This is a genomic window from Leifsonia sp. 10N434 (assembly GCF_056394405.1).
In genome coordinates this window covers 26881-41993 of record NZ_JBFTHV010000008.1, presented here as the reverse complement: position 1 = coordinate 41993, position 15113 = coordinate 26881, and the positions used below count along the sequence as shown (strand labels likewise).

15 protein-coding genes are annotated in these 15113 nt (G+C 69.7%); 6 read left to right on the top strand and 9 right to left on the bottom strand.

Annotated elements, in window-relative coordinates; translation table 11 throughout:
* Window positions 1-3 precede the first annotated feature (3 nt).
* From AC1DB1_RS17490 to dapA, 4 genes are all read right to left on the bottom strand, one after another.
* The gene (locus AC1DB1_RS17490) at window positions 4-2808 is read right to left on the bottom strand and encodes an FtsK/SpoIIIE family DNA translocase (protein WP_477201721.1); all 2805 of its coding nucleotides are present in this window, start codon (window positions 2806-2808) and stop codon (window positions 4-6) included.
* A 103-nt stretch (window positions 2809-2911) separates the two neighbouring features.
* On the bottom strand, window positions 2912-3403 hold the full coding sequence (locus AC1DB1_RS17485; RefSeq protein WP_271176458.1) for a GNAT family N-acetyltransferase: 492 nt from the start codon (window positions 3401-3403) through the stop codon (window positions 2912-2914).
* A gap of 46 nt (window positions 3404-3449) precedes the next feature.
* Window positions 3450-5126, bottom strand: coding sequence for a ribonuclease J (locus AC1DB1_RS17480; protein ID WP_477201720.1), 1677 nt, complete (start codon window positions 5124-5126; stop codon window positions 3450-3452).
* Between the two features lie 69 nt (window positions 5127-5195).
* Entirely contained in the window at window positions 5196-6173 is a 978-nt protein-coding gene (dapA, locus tag AC1DB1_RS17475) for a 4-hydroxy-tetrahydrodipicolinate synthase (protein ID WP_477201719.1), read from the bottom strand.
* A gap of 93 nt (window positions 6174-6266) precedes the next feature.
* Between dapA and AC1DB1_RS17470 the strand changes: the two genes are divergently transcribed.
* The 4 genes from AC1DB1_RS17470 to AC1DB1_RS17455 all read left to right on the top strand — a co-directional run bounded on the left by AC1DB1_RS17470 (window position 6267) and on the right by AC1DB1_RS17455 (window position 8654).
* A complete protein-coding gene (locus tag AC1DB1_RS17470) occupies window positions 6267-6710 on the top strand; it encodes a TlpA family protein disulfide reductase (RefSeq protein ID WP_477201718.1) in 444 nt (147 codons plus the stop codon).
* Window positions 6694-7170 carry a DUF4395 domain-containing protein gene (locus AC1DB1_RS17465; RefSeq protein WP_477201717.1) on the top strand — a complete coding sequence of 159 codons (477 nt, stop codon included), beginning with the start codon at window positions 6694-6696 and terminating at the stop codon, window positions 7168-7170. The genes AC1DB1_RS17470 and AC1DB1_RS17465 overlap by 17 nt, the downstream gene beginning before the upstream one ends.
* A 139-nt stretch (window positions 7171-7309) precedes the next feature.
* A complete protein-coding gene (locus AC1DB1_RS17460) occupies window positions 7310-7735 on the top strand; it encodes an OsmC family peroxiredoxin (protein WP_477201716.1) in 426 nt (141 codons plus the stop codon).
* A 4-nt stretch (window positions 7736-7739) separates the two neighbouring features.
* A complete protein-coding gene (locus AC1DB1_RS17455) occupies window positions 7740-8654 on the top strand; it encodes a TIGR01777 family oxidoreductase (protein WP_477201715.1) in 915 nt (304 codons plus the stop codon).
* 12 nt (window positions 8655-8666) lie between these two features.
* On the opposite strand, the gene AC1DB1_RS17450 is transcribed toward AC1DB1_RS17455, so the two are convergent.
* Together AC1DB1_RS17450 and dapB are read right to left on the bottom strand one after the other, a co-directional pair.
* Entirely contained in the window at window positions 8667-9122 is a 456-nt protein-coding gene (locus AC1DB1_RS17450) for a hypothetical protein (RefSeq protein WP_477201714.1), read from the bottom strand.
* Entirely contained in the window at window positions 9119-9901 is a 783-nt protein-coding gene (dapB, locus tag AC1DB1_RS17445; RefSeq protein WP_477201713.1) for a 4-hydroxy-tetrahydrodipicolinate reductase, read from the bottom strand. The genes AC1DB1_RS17450 and dapB overlap by 4 nt, the downstream gene beginning before the upstream one ends.
* A 67-nt stretch (window positions 9902-9968) precedes the next feature.
* Between dapB and AC1DB1_RS17440 the strand changes: the two genes are divergently transcribed.
* Window positions 9969-10466: a GNAT family N-acetyltransferase gene (locus AC1DB1_RS17440; RefSeq protein ID WP_477201712.1), complete on the top strand. Its 498-nt coding sequence runs from the start codon at window positions 9969-9971 to the stop codon at window positions 10464-10466.
* 12 nt (window positions 10467-10478) lie between these two features.
* On the opposite strand, the gene AC1DB1_RS17435 is transcribed toward AC1DB1_RS17440, so the two are convergent.
* Together AC1DB1_RS17435 and AC1DB1_RS17430 are read right to left on the bottom strand one after the other, a co-directional pair.
* Entirely contained in the window at window positions 10479-11081 is a 603-nt protein-coding gene (locus AC1DB1_RS17435; protein ID WP_271176467.1) for a histidine phosphatase family protein, read from the bottom strand.
* 39 nt (window positions 11082-11120) lie between these two features.
* On the bottom strand, window positions 11121-12497 hold the full coding sequence (locus tag AC1DB1_RS17430; RefSeq protein ID WP_477201711.1) for a M16 family metallopeptidase: 1377 nt from the start codon (window positions 12495-12497) through the stop codon (window positions 11121-11123).
* A gap of 122 nt (window positions 12498-12619) precedes the next feature.
* On the opposite strand from AC1DB1_RS17430, the gene AC1DB1_RS17425 reads away from it, so the two are divergent.
* Window positions 12620-13261 carry a TetR/AcrR family transcriptional regulator gene (locus AC1DB1_RS17425; protein WP_271176469.1) on the top strand — a complete coding sequence of 214 codons (642 nt, stop codon included), beginning with the start codon at window positions 12620-12622 and terminating at the stop codon, window positions 13259-13261.
* A 652-nt stretch (window positions 13262-13913) separates the two neighbouring features.
* Here AC1DB1_RS17425 and AC1DB1_RS17420 read toward each other — a convergent pair.
* A complete protein-coding gene (locus AC1DB1_RS17420) occupies window positions 13914-15095 on the bottom strand; it encodes an aldo/keto reductase (RefSeq protein ID WP_477201710.1) in 1182 nt (393 codons plus the stop codon).
* Between the last annotated feature and the right edge of the window lie 18 nt (window positions 15096-15113).

The following is a 15113-nucleotide window of genomic DNA, read 5'->3' as shown; positions in this document are numbered from 1 at the left end:
GGTCTACTCCCTGTCGGTCAGCTGCCAGGCGTCCTCGTCCGAGGTGCCCTCCACTTCAGGATAACCCTCGGTCATGCGCGCCACCGGGTCCCCTGCGTACTGGTCGACGTCGTCACGGCCGCCCTGGCCGCCTTGACCGGATGCGGGCGCGGCAGCACCGGGCGGCGGCTCCTGTCCACGGAGCGTGGCCAGGACCGCCGGGAGCTGTTCGACGGTGACGAGCACATCGCGCGCCTTCGAGCCTTCCGACGGCCCGACGATCTCGCGGGACTCCAGCAAGTCCATCAGGCGCCCGGCCTTGGCGAATCCGACCCGCAGCTTGCGCTGCAGCATCGAGGTCGATCCGAACTGCGTCGAGACGACCAGTTCGGCCGCCGCGAGCAGCAGCTCGAGGTCGTCGCCGATGTCGGAGTCGATCTGCTTCTTCTCGGCCGGCGCCGCCACATCCTGGCGGTACTCGGGCCTGGCCTGCCGGGTGACGTGGTCGACGACCTTCTGGATCTCGGTCTCGTTCACCCACGCGCCCTGCACGCGGATCGCCTTCGACGCGCCCATCGGCAGGAACAGCGCGTCGCCCTGGCCGATCAGCTTGTCGGCGCCGGGCTGGTCGAGGATGACGCGCGAGTCGGTGACGCTCGTCACGGCGAACGCGAGGCGAGACGGCACGTTCGCCTTGATGAGTCCGGTGACCACGTCGACCGACGGCCGCTGCGTCGCCAGCACCAGGTGGATTCCGGAGGCACGAGCGAGCTGGGTGATGCGCACGATCGAGTCCTCGACGTCGCGCGGGGCGACCATCATCAGGTCGGCGAGCTCGTCGACGACCACGAGGAGGTACGGGTACGGCTTGAGTTTGCGCTCGCTGCCCGCCGGGAGCACGATCTCGTCGTTGACGACCGCCTTGTTGAAGTCGTCGATGTGGCGGAAGCCGAAGCTCGCCAGATCGTCGTACCGCATGTCCATCTCCTTCACGACCCACTGCAGCGCTTCCGCCGCCTTCTTGGGGTTCGTGATGATGGGCGTGATCAGATGCGGAACGCCGGCGTAGATCGTGAGTTCGACGCGCTTGGGGTCGATCAGCACCATGCGCACGTCGGCGGGCTTGGCACGCATCAGCAGGCTGGTGATCATCGAGTTCACGAAGCTCGACTTGCCGGAGCCGGTCGAGCCGGCGACCAGGAGGTGGGGCATCTTGGCGAGGTTGGCCACGACGTACCCGCCGCCGACGTCTTTGCCGACGCCGATCGTCATGGGATGCGTGCTCTTGGCCGCGGCGCCCGAGCGAAGCACGTCGCCGAGCGACACGATCTCGCGGTCGGAGTTGGGGATCTCGATGCCGATCGCGCTCTTGCCCGGGATCGGCGAGAGGATGCGCACCTCGTTGCTGGCGACCGCGTAGGAGAGGTTCTTGCTGAGGGCGGTGACGCGTTCGACCTTGACGCCCGGGCCGAGCTCGATCTCGTACTGGGTGACCGTCGGTCCCCGCGAGTAGCCCGTGACCTTGGCGTCGACGCTGAACTGCTCGAGCACCTCGGTGATCGACGCGACGATGTCGTCGTTGGCGCTCGACCGGGCCTTGGGCGGCGTGCCGGGCGAGAGCATCGAGGCGGCGGGGAGCCGGTACGGCGCCGTCGGCTCCTCGGGTGCGGCAGGCACCACCTGGGTCTCGTCGTAATCGTCCACTCCGGGCGTGAAGCCGGGGAGCACCCCTGGTGCTGTCGGGACTCCCCCGTCGGGCTGAAGCCCCGTCGGGTGGGCGCCGCCGAGTGCGACCTCGCCGGTGAACCGCTTGACCGCCTCCTCGGCGAGCGCGAGCTCGCCGAGCACCTCGGTGTTGTAGTGGTCGCTGGCCGGATCCGGCTCGAGGGCCGTGGCGAACTCGCCCGTGCCCGCGGCCTTCTTGCCGAAGATCTCGGTCACGCCATCCGCGATCACCGGGGTGTCGTACGCGGGGTCCTCCTCGCGCTGCGACTTGTTGCGGCGCCACCAAGGGAGGTTGCCCTCGTCGGGGGCATCATCGTCGATGCCATCGAGCTCGACCAGCTGGGTCTTCGCCTCCTTGGCGGCCTGCCGCTCCTCCTCCGTCGGCAGCTGCGCGCCGAAGAGATAGGCGTAGAGCTCGCGCACCCGGGAGCCGACCTTGTTCGGCGGCGTCTTCGTGATGATGAACAGGCTCAGGATGAGCAGCACCACGATGACCGCGCCGGCGCCGTACGGCGTGATGACCAGTGAGAGCGGCGCCGCCAGCAGCCAGCCGAGCACTCCGCCGGCCTCCGCGAGCTTCGCCATGCCGTCGCTGGGCGACGGGTGCGAGCTGAACAGGTGGCAGAGCCCGGAGATGGTCAGCAGCAGGATGCTCAGCCCGATGCCGATGCGCGTGTTGTCGTGCACCGAGCTCGGATGCCGGAAGAGCCAGGCCGCGAACAGCACCATGATGACCGGCAGCGCGAACGCCACGCGGCCGAACAGGCCCCCGAAGGTCCAGGCGTCGAGGGTGCGAGCGATGTCGTTGTCGATGAGGAACCACTCGACCACCGCGCCGGCGATGGCGAGCAGAACCAGGAAGAAGGGGAAGCCGTCGCGACGCTCCTCTTTGGCGAGCTTCTCGGGCCCCAGGGCGCGGAAGGCGCCTCCGGTGAGGTGCGCCAGGCCCATCCAGGCGCGGGCGAGGGGATTCGGTGCCGCATCGGCCACCGGATAGGCGACCGTCTTCTGAGCCGCGGTCTTCGCCGCCGGCTTGCGCGCGGCCGAACCGCCGCGACCGGAGGAGTTCCGGGCGCGCGATGTCGACTTGGTGCTCGTAGCCATAGGGTCAACGGTACTTCGCACCCCCGCCATCCGGCCGTCACCGCGCTGAGTTGCACGAAATCGCCGCGCCGTGCGGGCTGCGGGCATCCGGGCTCGCCGCGGGTCAGTGGACGGAGCGCACCATGGTGTCGGAGTTCTCGCCCGAATCGACCGTCACATAGCCCTCGCTGATGTAGAGCCGCTGCGCGAAGTTCGCCCGCTCGACGCTCAGGCTCAGGCGGGAGTGCCCGGATGCGCCCGCTTGGCGCGCGACCGCCTGCAGCAGGGAGCGGCCGACACCCTGCGCCCGCCACTGCGAGTTCACCCCGAGGGTGAGCTCGGGCACCCCCGGTGCGACGAAGCCGTAGCCGGGCTCGTTCGCGGGGAACAGCCGCCCCCAGCACGCGCCGACCGCGACGCCGTGGGCGTCCACTGCGATCGATCCGAAGTCGCCCGGGCGCATCCAGCCGGAGATGTACCGGGAGACGGTCGGGTCTTCGAGCACCGTCACCCGCGGGCGCACCCTCACGGGGTTCCAGTTGGACGCCTCGATGAGCATGTCGGCGAGAAACCGCGCATCCTCGCTCACGGCCGGCCGGATCTGGAACGGACTCATAGCGGAACGCTACTCGGGTGCGCGTTTCGTGCGGGTAACAACCAGCTCACGCCTCGATCACGAGCGGGACGATCATCGGGCGACGACGGTAGCTCGTGTTCACCCAGCGGCCGACCGTGCGCCGCACGACCTGCGACAGCGCGTGCGAGTCGCGGACACCGTTGTGGGCCGCGTCGGCGAGCGCCGCGGCGATCTTCGGCTTCACCGCGTCGAACACGGCGTCGTCCTCGGCGAACCCGCGCGCGTGGATCTCCGGGCCCGTGACGATGCGTCCGGTCGCGGCCTCCACGACGACGATGATCGAGATGAAGCCCTCCTCGCCGAGGATCCGGCGGTCTTTGAGGTCGGCGTCGGTGATCTCGCCGACGCTGGAGCCGTCGACGTACACGAAGCCGAGGTCGAGCTGGCCGACGATCCGGGCGACGCCGTCGCGCAGGTCGATCACGGTGCCGTCCTCGGCCAGGATCGTGTTCTGCTCGGGCACACCGGTGTCCATCGCCAGGCGCGCGTTGGCGACCAGGTGGCGGTACTCGCCGTGCACCGGCATCACGTTCTTGGGCTTCAGGATGTTGTAGCAGTAGAGCAGCTCGCCGGCGGCCGCGTGGCCGGAGACGTGCACCTTGGCGTTGCCCTTGTGCACGACGTTGGCGCCGAGCTTGGTGAGGCCGTCGATCACCCGGTACACCGCGTTCTCGTTGCCCGGGATCAGGCTGGAGGCCAGGATGACCGTGTCGCCGGGCCCGACCTCGATCTGGTGATCGAGGTTGGCCATGCGCGCGAGCACCGCCATCGGCTCGCCCTGCGATCCGGTCGACATGTAGACGATCTCATCGTCGGGGAGGTCGGACGCCTTCTTGTAGTCGATCAGCACGCCCTCCGGAACCTTGAGGTACCCGAGGTCGGCGGCGATGGTCATGTTGCGCACCATCGAGCGGCCGAGCAGCGCGACCCGTCGGCCGTTCGCCGCCGCGGCGTCGAGCACCTGCTGCACACGGTGCACGTGGCTCGAGAAGCTCGCGACGATGACACGGCGCGGGGCGCGCGCGATGACGTTGTCGAGCACCGGGCCGATCGAGCGCTCGAGCGGCGTGAAGCCGGGGACGTCGGCGTTCGTGGAGTCGGCGAGGAACAGGTCGACACCCTTCTCGCCGAGCCGGGCGAACGCGCGCAGGTCGGTGAGGCGGTCGTCGAGCGGCAGCTGGTCCATCTTGAAGTCGCCGGTGTGCAGCACGACGCCGGCCGGCGTGGTGATGGCGACGGCGAGGGCATCCGGGATCGAGTGGTTGACCGCGACGAACTCGAGGTCGAACGGGCCGAGCTGCTCGGTCTGCCCCTCCTTGACGGTGAGGCTGTACGGCTGGATGCGGTGCTCCTTGAGCTTGGCCTCCACCAGGGCGAGTGTCAGGCCCGAACCGATCAGCGGGATGTCGGCGCGCAGCTTGAGCAGGTACGGCACGGCGCCGATGTGGTCTTCGTGACCATGGGTGAGGACGACGCCGACGATGTCGTCGAGGCGGTCGCGCACGGGCGCGAAGTCCGGGAGGATCAGGTCGACGCCGGGCTGATTCTCCTCAGGGAAGAGGACGCCGCAGTCGACGATCAGGATCTTGCCTTCGTATTCGAAGACGGTCATGTTGCGGCCGATCTCTCCGAGACCGCCGGTGGGGATGATCCGCAGGGTGCCCGGTTCGAGGGTGGGCGGATCGGAGACGAGGTTGGGCATGTGCCCTCCTATACGTGTTGCGGGCGCATGGGCGCCTCTGGGTGGTGCGGGCCTCGCAGTGGCGGGCCCCTAGCGTGTGGTTCCGGCGATCTTGGGCAGTGCGCCGCCGGCGGCGGCGTTGCGATCGGGACGGAAGTTGGAGAAGTCGACGCCCGGGATGTTCTTGACCAGATCGAGTTCGTCTTCGATCTGAGCAGCTTCCCACTCTTCCGGGCCGACGAGCGGCAGGCGCACGCGCGGGCTCGAGATCCGGCCGAGCCCGTGCAGGATGTACTTGGCCGCCACGGTGCCGGGAACGTGCGTCATCACGGCGCGCACCAGCGGTTCGAGCTGCTGGTGCGCTGCGGTCGCCGTCGCCAGGTCGCCCGCGTTCACCGCGTCGACGATCTGCCGGTACGACCGCGCCGCGACGTTGGCAGTGACACCGATCAGGCCGGTCGCGCCGATCGCCAGGTGCGGGAGCACGTTCGCGTCGTCGCCGGAGAAGTACATCAGGTCGGTCTGGTTGAGCACCCGGCTGACCTCGCTGAAGTCGCCCTTGGCGTCTTTGATGGCGAGCACATTGGGGTGCTTGGCGATCCGGAGGATCGTCTCGTACTTGATCGGGACGCCGGTGCGTCCCGGGATGTCGTAGAGGATGACGGGCAGGTCGGTGGAGTCCGCGATCATGCGGAAATGCGTCAGGATGCCCGCCTGGGTCGGCTTGTTGTAATACGGAGTGACGATCATCACGCCGTCGGCGCCGGCCTTCTCGCTCTGCTGGTAGAGCTGGATGGCGTGCGCCGTCTCGTTCGAGCCACCGCCGGTGATGATCTTCGCGCGGCCGGCGGCGACGTCTTTGCCGACCTCGACCAGCCGGAGCTTCTCCTGGTCGGTGAGGGTCGAGGTCTCCCCCGTCGTGCCGGTGACGACGATGCCGTCGGCCCCCGCCTGGATGACGTCGTCGATGTGCTTCTCCACGCCGGCCCAGTCGACTTCGCCGTCGGCGGTGAACGGGGTGACCAGGGCGACCAGCACCTGGCCGAACGGGTTCGCGGAGTTCGACATGCCTTTAGGCTAGCGGTTCGCGCTGAACGGCCGACGCGTAATCTGCTGTCACAGTCGGCTCCGCCCCATCGTTCGCGCGTAGTGTCACCGGACATGAACGGGTTGGCCGCCGCCGCTGTGCTGCTCGGGCTCGTCGTCGTCGCGACCGCCGCGGGCCTGGTGTGGCGCGCCCGCACCGGACGCGCCCGACGGGTGACCGGCGGGCGCACGATCGCGGCCTCGGATGTCGGCGCAGCCGCCTTCGGAACCGGCGCGACACTCCTCCAGTTCTCCACCGAGTTCTGCGCACCCTGCCGGTCGACCGCGCGGGTGCTCGGCGAGATCGGCAGCACGACGGACGGGGTGGCGCACGTCGAGATCGACCTCACCGATCGGCCCGACCTCGCCGGCCCGTTCGGCATCCTGCAGACACCGACCACCTTTGTGCTCGACGCCGCCGGCGCCGTGCACGCGCGCATCGGAGGCGCCGTGCGCGCCGACGAGGTGCGCTCTGCCCTCGACGACCTCCTCGGGAGAGACCGTGTCCGCACCGACTGATCAGAACGGCATCGATCCGCGTTCCCCGCGCTTCGGCGCCGGCATCACCGCCGTGCTCCTCCTCATCGACGTGTTCCTCGGACTGGTCGGTGCGACCGCAGCGGCCGCCATCCTGCTCCTGGCGATCGCCTTGCTGTTCGCCTGGGGTGCGTTCGCGGGCATCCGGCGCCATCCGTACGGCGTGCTGTTCCGCACCGTCGCGCGGCCACGGCTCTCGCCGCCGACGGAACGCGAGGACCCGGCGCCGCCCACCTTCGCGCAGGGCGTCGGCCTCGTGGTGACCGGTCTCGGCCTCGTGCTCTTCCTGCTCGGCGTCCCCTATGCGCTCCCGATCGCGGCGTCGCTCGCGTTCGTCGCGGCGTTCCTCAACGCGGTCTTCGGCTACTGCCTGGGCTGCCAGATCTACCTGCTGCTCGTGCGCGCCGGTCTCATCCGCCGACGCAGCGCCACGGTCGCCTGACGGCTCCCGGTCCTCCTGGCATCACCGTGACGGGTCCGTTTCCGGGAATCACCCGTGCACCGGCTGCACGGTCGGAGGCCGTCGATAGGCTTGTGCAGCCGCCGATGAGGGATCGGCGCCCCGACAACAGGAGGTCTCCATGGCAGTCACGAGCGAAGCAACAACGGTCTGGAACGGCGATCTGAAATCGGGCTCCGGCACCGTCTTCCTCGATTCCTCGAAGGCCGCGCAGTTCCCTGTCACCTGGGCGGCGCGCTCGCAGGGCGGCACCGACATCACCACCCCGGAGGAGCTGCTCGGCGCCGCGCACTCGGCCTGCTTCTCGATGGCGTTCTCGAACATCCTCACCTCGTTCGGCAACGCGCCGGAGAGCATCCGGGTCACCGCCGCGGTCGGTTTCGATCCCGCTCAGGGCGTCACCGGCAGCCACCTCACCGTGGAGGCGACCGTTCCCGGCCTGTCTGGAGAGGATTTCCAGCGCCTGGCCGACGAGGCCAAGGCGACCTGCCCGGTGTCGCGCGCCCTGGTCGGCATCCCGATCACGCTCGACGCACGCCTGGTCTAGCGTCGTGAAGGTGCTCATCGCCGGCGCCTCCGGCATGATCGGCACCGAGGTTTCGGCGCAGCTGCACGCCGCCGGCCACGATGTCCTGCGACTCGTTCGCCGCGAGCCCCGCGGCAGCGACGAGTTCAACTGGGCGCCGGCCTCCCGCATGATCGACTTCACGCTCATGGACCGGGTCGACGCCGTGATCAACCTGTCGGGGGCGTCGCTCAGCAGGCTGCCGTGGACCGCCGGCTACAAGCGGCAGATCCTGTCGTCCCGCCTCGACGCCACGCACACCCTGACCGACGCCATGCGGATGGCCGCGCATCCGCCCGCTGTGTTCGTGAGCGGCTCGGCCGTCGGCTACTACGGCGACCGGCCCGGGCAGAAGCTCACCGAGACGGCGATCAAGGGCACCGGCTACCTGTCGGACGTCGTGGAGGCCTGGGAGTCGGCGGCTCATCTCGCCCCGGAGAAGACCCGGGTGGTCACCATCCGGAGCGGGGTCGTCGTCGGGCGCGGCGGGGCCATGAAGCCGCTGCTGCCGATAGCGAAGCTCGGCCTCGCGGGACCGATCGGCGGCGGGGGCCAGCACTGGCCGTGGATCAGCCTGCACGACGAGGGCGCCGCGATCGTGCACCTGCTCTCGTCGTCCATCAAGGGCCCCGTCAACCTCGCCGGTCCGACGCCGGCGACGGCGGATGCGGTGCTCCGCGCGCTCGCGCGTGCGACACACCGCCCGTACGGGCTTCCGCTGCCGGAGAAGGTCGTGGAGCTCGCGCTGCGGGATGCCGGGCACGAACTGCTGCTCTCGAGCCAGAAGGTGATCCCCGCGAAACTCCTCGCCGACGGCTTCGAGTTCCGCGATCGCACCGTGCAGGACGCGATGGACCGGCTCGTCGCCGCGAAGGCCGCCTCGAAGGCCGCCGCGAACTAGGGCGGCGCCGCGTCAGGCCTTGGCGTGCGCCTCGGCGCGATACAGCCGGATCGACTCGCGCAGCGCGGATCGCGCACGGCGGCGGTCGCCGGACGCGTCGTAGGCCAGCCCGAGCCGGAACCAGGCGCGCCAGCTCTCCGGCTGCGCCTCGACCTCGGCCTTGTAGCGCGGGAACTCCTCGTCGGCCGCGTCGCGGAGCGGCCGGCCGCTCGCGCGGTGCGGCAGGTCCTCTATCGGCAGGCCGCCCTCGGCGTCGAGCAGTTTGACGAGCTTCTCCGTGCGTGCGCCGAACAGGAGTTCGCGCCCGATCGCCCACGCGGCGATGAGCGGCAGCACCAGCAGCGCGATGCCCATGGCGATCAGGATGCCCTCGCCGGTCGCCATGAGCATGATCGCGCGCTGCAGCACGAGTACGAGGTAGAGCGCGAGGATGACCGCCATCACGATGGCGGCGATGCGGTTCCTCACGCGGTCTCGCGAACCGTCGGACGGGGCGGCTCCCCGTCCGGCTCGGCGATGCCGAGGTCGATGAGCTTGTCGAGACCGACGGTGACGCCGGTCGCCGTCGCGGCTGCGCGCAGGCCGAGCAGGATGCCCGCCTCGTACGACTCCGATCCGATCGTGTCGTGCCGGATGGTCAGCGTCTCCCCCGTGCCGCCGAAGATCACCTGCTGCTGAGCCACGACGCCGCGCATCCGGAGGCTGTGGATGGGCACGCTCGCCACCTGCTGACCGCGCGCGCGCTGATCGGTGTGGGGCGCGTCGACCGGTCCGCGTTCGGCGCGCGCGGCGCCGATGAGCTCCGCCGTGCGCACCGCGGTGCCCGAAGGCGAGTCGACCTTGCCGGCGCCGTGCGCCTCGATGATCTCGATCGAGTCGAAGAATCGCGCAGCCACCGTCGCGAACGCAGTGCCGAGGGCGGAGCCGAGAGAGAAGTTGGGGATCACGACGGCGCCGGTGCCCTCGTGGGCGGCCACGCGACGCTCGAGGTCGAGGATGCGGTCGGCCGACCATCCGGAGGTGCCGATCAGCACGCGCAGGCCGTGGTCGACCGCGAATGCGACGATCCCCGGGCTCACCGCCGGCAGCGTCATGTCGACGAGCAGGTCCGCACCCAGCATGTCCTCGAGGGGAGCCTGCGAGCCCAGCCGGGCGACGACCTCGAAATCCTCGGATTCCTCGATGAGGCGCACAGCGACGGAGCCCAGCTTCCCGGTCGCACCAGCGACGGCAACGCGAATAGTCACCCGACCAATCTACCCGGCGCGCACCGTGCGGAGCTCCGCGCCCGATCGGCGGAACTACGCTGGGGTGATGGTGTCATTTGCCGATGTCGCCGTCACCGACGCGACCGCCCACCGGATGCTCTCCGACTACTTCGCCGAGCGCGCCGCCAGCTTCCCCGCGACACAGGGCGCGTACCGCACGACCTTCCCGGATCCGTCGCAGTTCGTGCCGCCGTCTGGGGTGTTCCTGCTCGCCTACGACGATGACGACATCGAGGCCGGTTGCGGGGGCATCCGGGAGCTCCCCGTTCCGTTGGCGGACGCCGATCCCGCCGATCCCGTCGTCCGCTACGAGATCAAGCACCTGTGGGTCGCGCCGTCGCACCGCGGGCGCGGACTGGGCCGTAGCATCCTGAGCGAGCTGGAGCATCGGGCACGCGGGTTCGGGGCGACCGAGGTCGTGCTCGACACGAATGCGAGCCTCGAGGCGGCCGGCGGGCTGTACCGCAGCCACGGCTACGAGGACATCCAGCCGTACAACGACAACCCGAACGCGACGGACTGGTTCCGCAAGCAGCTCGTGTAGGCCGCTTCGAGGTCAGACCGGTTGCAGCTCGGGCAGACCGGTGCGCAGCTCTACCGGCAGATGCCCGAGATCGTTGTGCACGACGAGCACGGGCGGCTTCGCCGAACGCACCCGGATGATCGTCAGTCCGCAGTTCGCCTGGTTGAGTCCCAGCCAGCGCCAGTCGGGGGCGTCGAACACATGGCGCACGAACCAGCCGATCACGAAGTTGTGCGTCACGAGCAGGTCGTGGCGGTCACCGCGGGCCGGCGTGAGGAACTCGCTCACGGCGTCTTCCATCTGCGCGTGGCCGGCCTCGATCTCCGCGTCGGTGACCGCGCCGAAGAACGACTCGAACGCCCGCGGCATATCGGGCGTCGGACCGGACGGGATGCAGTCGAAGAGCAGGTTCGACGGCTCCGGCGTCAGCGCCGGCATCCGCTCGGCCATGATCGCGGCGGTCTCGGCCGCGCGGTTCAGTGGCGAGTGGTACATGCCGGTGAACGGGATGCCGCCCAGACGCTCCGCGATCAGCTGCGCCTGACGCTTGCCGCGGGGCGACAACGGCCCGTCGGGGAGTCCGTGTTCGGCGTCCTGTTGCTCGCCGTGGCGAACGAGGTAGAGGTAGTGGGGCACCGGTCTTGCCTTTCGGATGGTTCGTGTGGGGACGTGAAGTCAGGAGACGAGACCGGCGAACATGTCGTCGGTGACGCTCCCGACCGCGGAGATGGAGACCTGTCGGCCGGCCAGGTCGGCGGCCAGTTCTCGCACATCCTCGGCGGTGACGAGGTGCAGCCTGCGGAGGCTTTCATCGAGGTCCGAGAACTCGCCGACGCTGATCTCGGCGCGCCCGAGGCGCGACATCCGGGTGTCGGAGTCCTCGAGCGCGAGCGCGGCGCCGCCGGAGAGCTGGCCGACAGCACGGCGCCGCTCGTCGGGGGTGACGCCGCCGTCGGCCAGGCGGCGCAGTTCGCCGAGCATGAGCTCGGTGACCTGCGTGGCCTTGGCCGGAGCGCATCCGGCGTACAGCCCGAAGACGCCGGCGTCGGAGTACGCGCCGGAGAACGAGTAGACGGCGTAGGCGAGCCCGCGCTTCTCCCTGACCTCCTGGAAGAGGCGGCTCGACATCCCGCCGCCCAGCACGGAGTTGAGCACGCTCATCGCGGTGCGCCGGTCATCCGTGGCCACGATCCCCGGCACACCGATCAGGATGTTCGCCTGTTCGATGGGGCGCTGGACCGTGACGATCGCCGCGCCGCGGTCGATGCCGGCGGGAGCGGTGGCCCGGCGGTCGACGGGGGCCGCCTCGACGCCGAGATCCCAGCCTGCGGCCTCGAGGGCGTGCACGACGCCGGAGACCAGGAGGTCGTGGTCGACGGCACCGGCGGCCGTGATCACGAGGTCTTGCGGGCGGTAGTTCGCCCGGTAGTGCTCGAAGACAGCGTCGCGGGTGGCGTCGCGGATGGTCTGAGGGCTGCCGCCGATCGGCCGGCCGAGCGGGTGGTCTCCCAGCACGGCCGAGAAGAACCGCTCATTGGCGACGTCGGCCGGGTCGTCCTCCGCCATCGAGAGCTCTTCGAGGATGACACCGCGCTCGTTCTCGAACTCGCTGCGGTCGAGCACCGACGACGTCAGCATGTCCGCGATGACCTCCACCGCCATCGGCAGGTCGCGATCCTGCACCTTGGCGTAATAGCAGGTGTACTCCTTCGCCGTCATGGCGTTGTGCTCGCCGCCGACCGAGTCGAACGAGATCGCGATGTCGAGGGCCGTGCGCGTCGGGGTCCCCTTGAAGAGGAGGTGCTCGAGGAAGTGGGTCGAGCCGAAGCTCGCGGGGATCAGCGGGTGCGCCTCGGTCGCGGCCACGGCGTCGGTCTCATCGCGCGAGCCGACGGCCACCCAGTAGCCGAGCGTCGCGCTACGGGCACCCGGAACCTGCTCGCTCAGGATGCGGACACCGCTCGGCAGAACGGTGCGGCGGACCAGCGCGTCACCGGAGGCGGCGAAAGAAAGGTCGGCCAGGCCAAGGGGGAGGTCGACTGCGCTGTTCATCCCCTCCACCCTACGCCAGCGGCTATGGAATCCCTGAGAGCAAAATGAGGACAAACAGACTGGTCTGTCTACCTATATACTGTCTCTACGAGACGCATCCGGTTGCCCCTAAGCTACGCCGGATGCCTGACCGCGAGGAGACGGACCCGACCGTCTCCCCAGAATTGGAGTTGTGCCGGATGGTCGTTAGTGCCCGGGCGACCATCCGGCCGCCCGCCCCGTCGAAGCTGAAGATCCTCGCGACGGCGGACGAACTCTTCTATCAAGAGGGCATCCACACTGTCGGTGTCGACCGCATCATCGCGGGCGCCCGTGTGACGAAGGCAACCTTCTACAAGCACTACCGCTCGAAGGATCTGCTGATCATCGCGTACGTCGAAGGCCGCGACAAGCAGATCCGCGACTGGTTCGACGAACAGGAACGCGAGAACGACGACCCGCGCGCGGTCGCCAGGGCCCTGGTCGACGAGATCAACCGCGAGGCGATCCGTCCCGGATTCCGCGGCGACCCGTTCATCAACGCCGCGGCCCAGTTCGCCGACGAGAACCACCCCGTGCGCGTCGCCGTCACCCAGCACCGCGACTGGTACGCGCACCGCATCGAGGCGCTGTTCCGCGACATCGGTCACCCCCATCCCGGCGACGCTGCTGACGACCTCATCCTCGCGCGCGACGGCGCCCTCGCCGGCGGCTACGTGGGCGACCCTGTCGCTGCCGGCGCTGCGCTGCACCGCTCGCTGGAGCGCATCCTCGGCGAGGCCTGAGCTGCGGCTGTGCATGCGTCGCGCGCGCGGCTTCGCCTGCGTCGGCGCTCATAACTCCGGAACTCTCGGGCGCCACGCCGCGCACCTTCGCATGCGTTGGCGCTCATAACCCCGGAACTCTCGGCCGACACGCCGCCCGTACCCGCGTAACTCCGGAGCGCTCGGCCGGATACGCGCAGAATTCCGGAGTTACGCCCGGGGGAATCACCGCCGACTGTTGCCAGGGCACCGCCTGCCGATCAGTCCGTTGCGCTAGTTCCCGCCGCGGGCCCGCTCCCCCGCGCATAACTCCGGAACTCTCGGCCGACACGTCGCCCGTACCCGCGTAACTCCGGAACACTTGGCCGGATGCGCGCAGAGTTCCGGAGTTACGCCCGCGGGAATCGCCGCCGACTGTTGCCAGGGCACTCCCCTCACGATCAGTCCGTTGCGCTCGTTCTCGACGCGGGCCCGCTCCCCCGCGCATAACTCCGGAACTCTCGGCCGACACGCCGCTCCCACCCGCATAACTCCGAAACACTCGGCTGGAGTCACGCAGAGTTCCGGAGTTGGCGACACGTCGCGGCGTCCAGCCGGGCGAGCAGACAGTGAGCAGTCAGCGTCCAGCAACAAGACCGCGAGCGCACAGCAGCCCGCACGCGCAGCGCCGGCGCTACTCCGAGACGCGGTCGAGCTCGAGCATCTGGGCGCGCGTGAGGCGGATGCCGGCGGCCAGCATCAGTGCGTCGACCTGCTCCGGGCGGCTCGCGCTCGCGACCGGGGCGACGACGTTGCGCTTGGCGAGCAGCCAGGCGAGGGCGACGCTGGCGGGCGACGACTCGTGCTCGGCGGCGACCCGGTCGAGCGCGGCGAGCACCCGCTGGCCGCGCCGGTTGACGTAGGCGGCCGCACGGATGCTGCGCGCGTCGGCGTTGAGGTCGTCTTTGCTGCGGTACTTGCCCGTGAGGAAGCCGTTCGCCAGCGCGTAGTACGGCATGACGGCCAGGCCCTGTGCGGAGGCGACGATACGCAGGGCGCTCTCGAACTCCGTGCGGTGCATGAGGTTGTACTGCGTCTGCACGGCCACGAACTTGGGGAGCCCGGTGGCCGACAGGATGCGCGCCTCGATGAGCCGGTCGGCGCTGAAGTTCGACGCGGCCAGGTACCGGACCTTGCCGCTCTCGATCAGCCACTCGACCGTGGCCAGGCTGTCTTCGATCGGCACGTCGGGGTCGTCGTCGTGGAAGTAGAGCAGGTCGATGTGGTCGGTCTGCAACCGCTCGAGCGAGGCCTCGACGGCACGCACGATGCTGACCGAGCCGAGCCCGGGGTTCTCGTGGTGGCGACCGACCTTGGTGGCGACGACCATCGCGTCGCGGTTCTTGCGCTCCCGCATCCAGGTGCCGATGAGCACCTCGCTGCGACCGCCGACGTAGCTGTCCGCGGTGTCGATGAAGTTGCCGCCGAGCGAGGCGAAGCGGTCGAGGATGCGCAACGACGTCCCGCCGTCGGCCGTCCAGCCGAAGACGCTCGCGCCGAGCGACAGCGGGTACACCGCGAGGTCGCTCTCGCCGATGCGCCGCGGGGCGATGATCGAAAGGGGGCCGGTGCGCTCCAGGGCAGGGTCGAGCTGCGGCAGTGCCGCCGTCTCGATGCCGACCGTCTCGGCACCCACCGGCTCGAGGCCGATCGCCTCTGTGCCGATGCTGTCGGACTGCCCGAGCGCGGAGGCACGCGAAGCGGATTCGGCGAGTGCGGCGGACTCGGCTGCAGATGCCTGATCCGACGATGCTGCAGCGGCGGCGGCCCGACGGCCGACGACCTCGCGCAGCCGGAGCGGAAGCAATTGCGGCATCTGCCTCACCCCCTCACT

Excerpts from the sequence above, each read along its gene's own strand:
- AC1DB1_RS17490 (WP_477201721.1), bottom strand. The coding sequence starts at position 2,808 with ATGGCTACGAGCACCAAGTCGACATCGCGCGCCCGGAACTCCTCCGGT.
- AC1DB1_RS17485 (WP_271176458.1), bottom strand. The coding sequence starts at position 3,403 with ATGAGTCCGTTCCAGATCCGGCCGGCCGTGAGCGAGGATGCGCGGTTT.
- AC1DB1_RS17480 (WP_477201720.1), bottom strand. The coding sequence starts at position 5,126 with ATGCCCAACCTCGTCTCCGATCCGCCCACCCTCGAACCGGGCACCCTG.
- dapA (WP_477201719.1), bottom strand. The coding sequence starts at position 6,173 with ATGTCGAACTCCGCGAACCCGTTCGGCCAGGTGCTGGTCGCCCTGGTC.
- AC1DB1_RS17470 (WP_477201718.1), top strand. The coding sequence starts at position 6,267 with ATGAACGGGTTGGCCGCCGCCGCTGTGCTGCTCGGGCTCGTCGTCGTC.
- AC1DB1_RS17460 (WP_477201716.1), top strand. The coding sequence starts at position 7,310 with ATGGCAGTCACGAGCGAAGCAACAACGGTCTGGAACGGCGATCTGAAA.
- AC1DB1_RS17440 (WP_477201712.1), top strand. The coding sequence starts at position 9,969 with ATGGTGTCATTTGCCGATGTCGCCGTCACCGACGCGACCGCCCACCGG.
- AC1DB1_RS17430 (WP_477201711.1), bottom strand. The coding sequence starts at position 12,497 with ATGAACAGCGCAGTCGACCTCCCCCTTGGCCTGGCCGACCTTTCTTTC.
- AC1DB1_RS17425 (WP_271176469.1), top strand. The coding sequence starts at position 12,620 with ATGCCTGACCGCGAGGAGACGGACCCGACCGTCTCCCCAGAATTGGAG.
- AC1DB1_RS17420 (WP_477201710.1), bottom strand. The coding sequence starts at position 15,095 with ATGCCGCAATTGCTTCCGCTCCGGCTGCGCGAGGTCGTCGGCCGTCGG.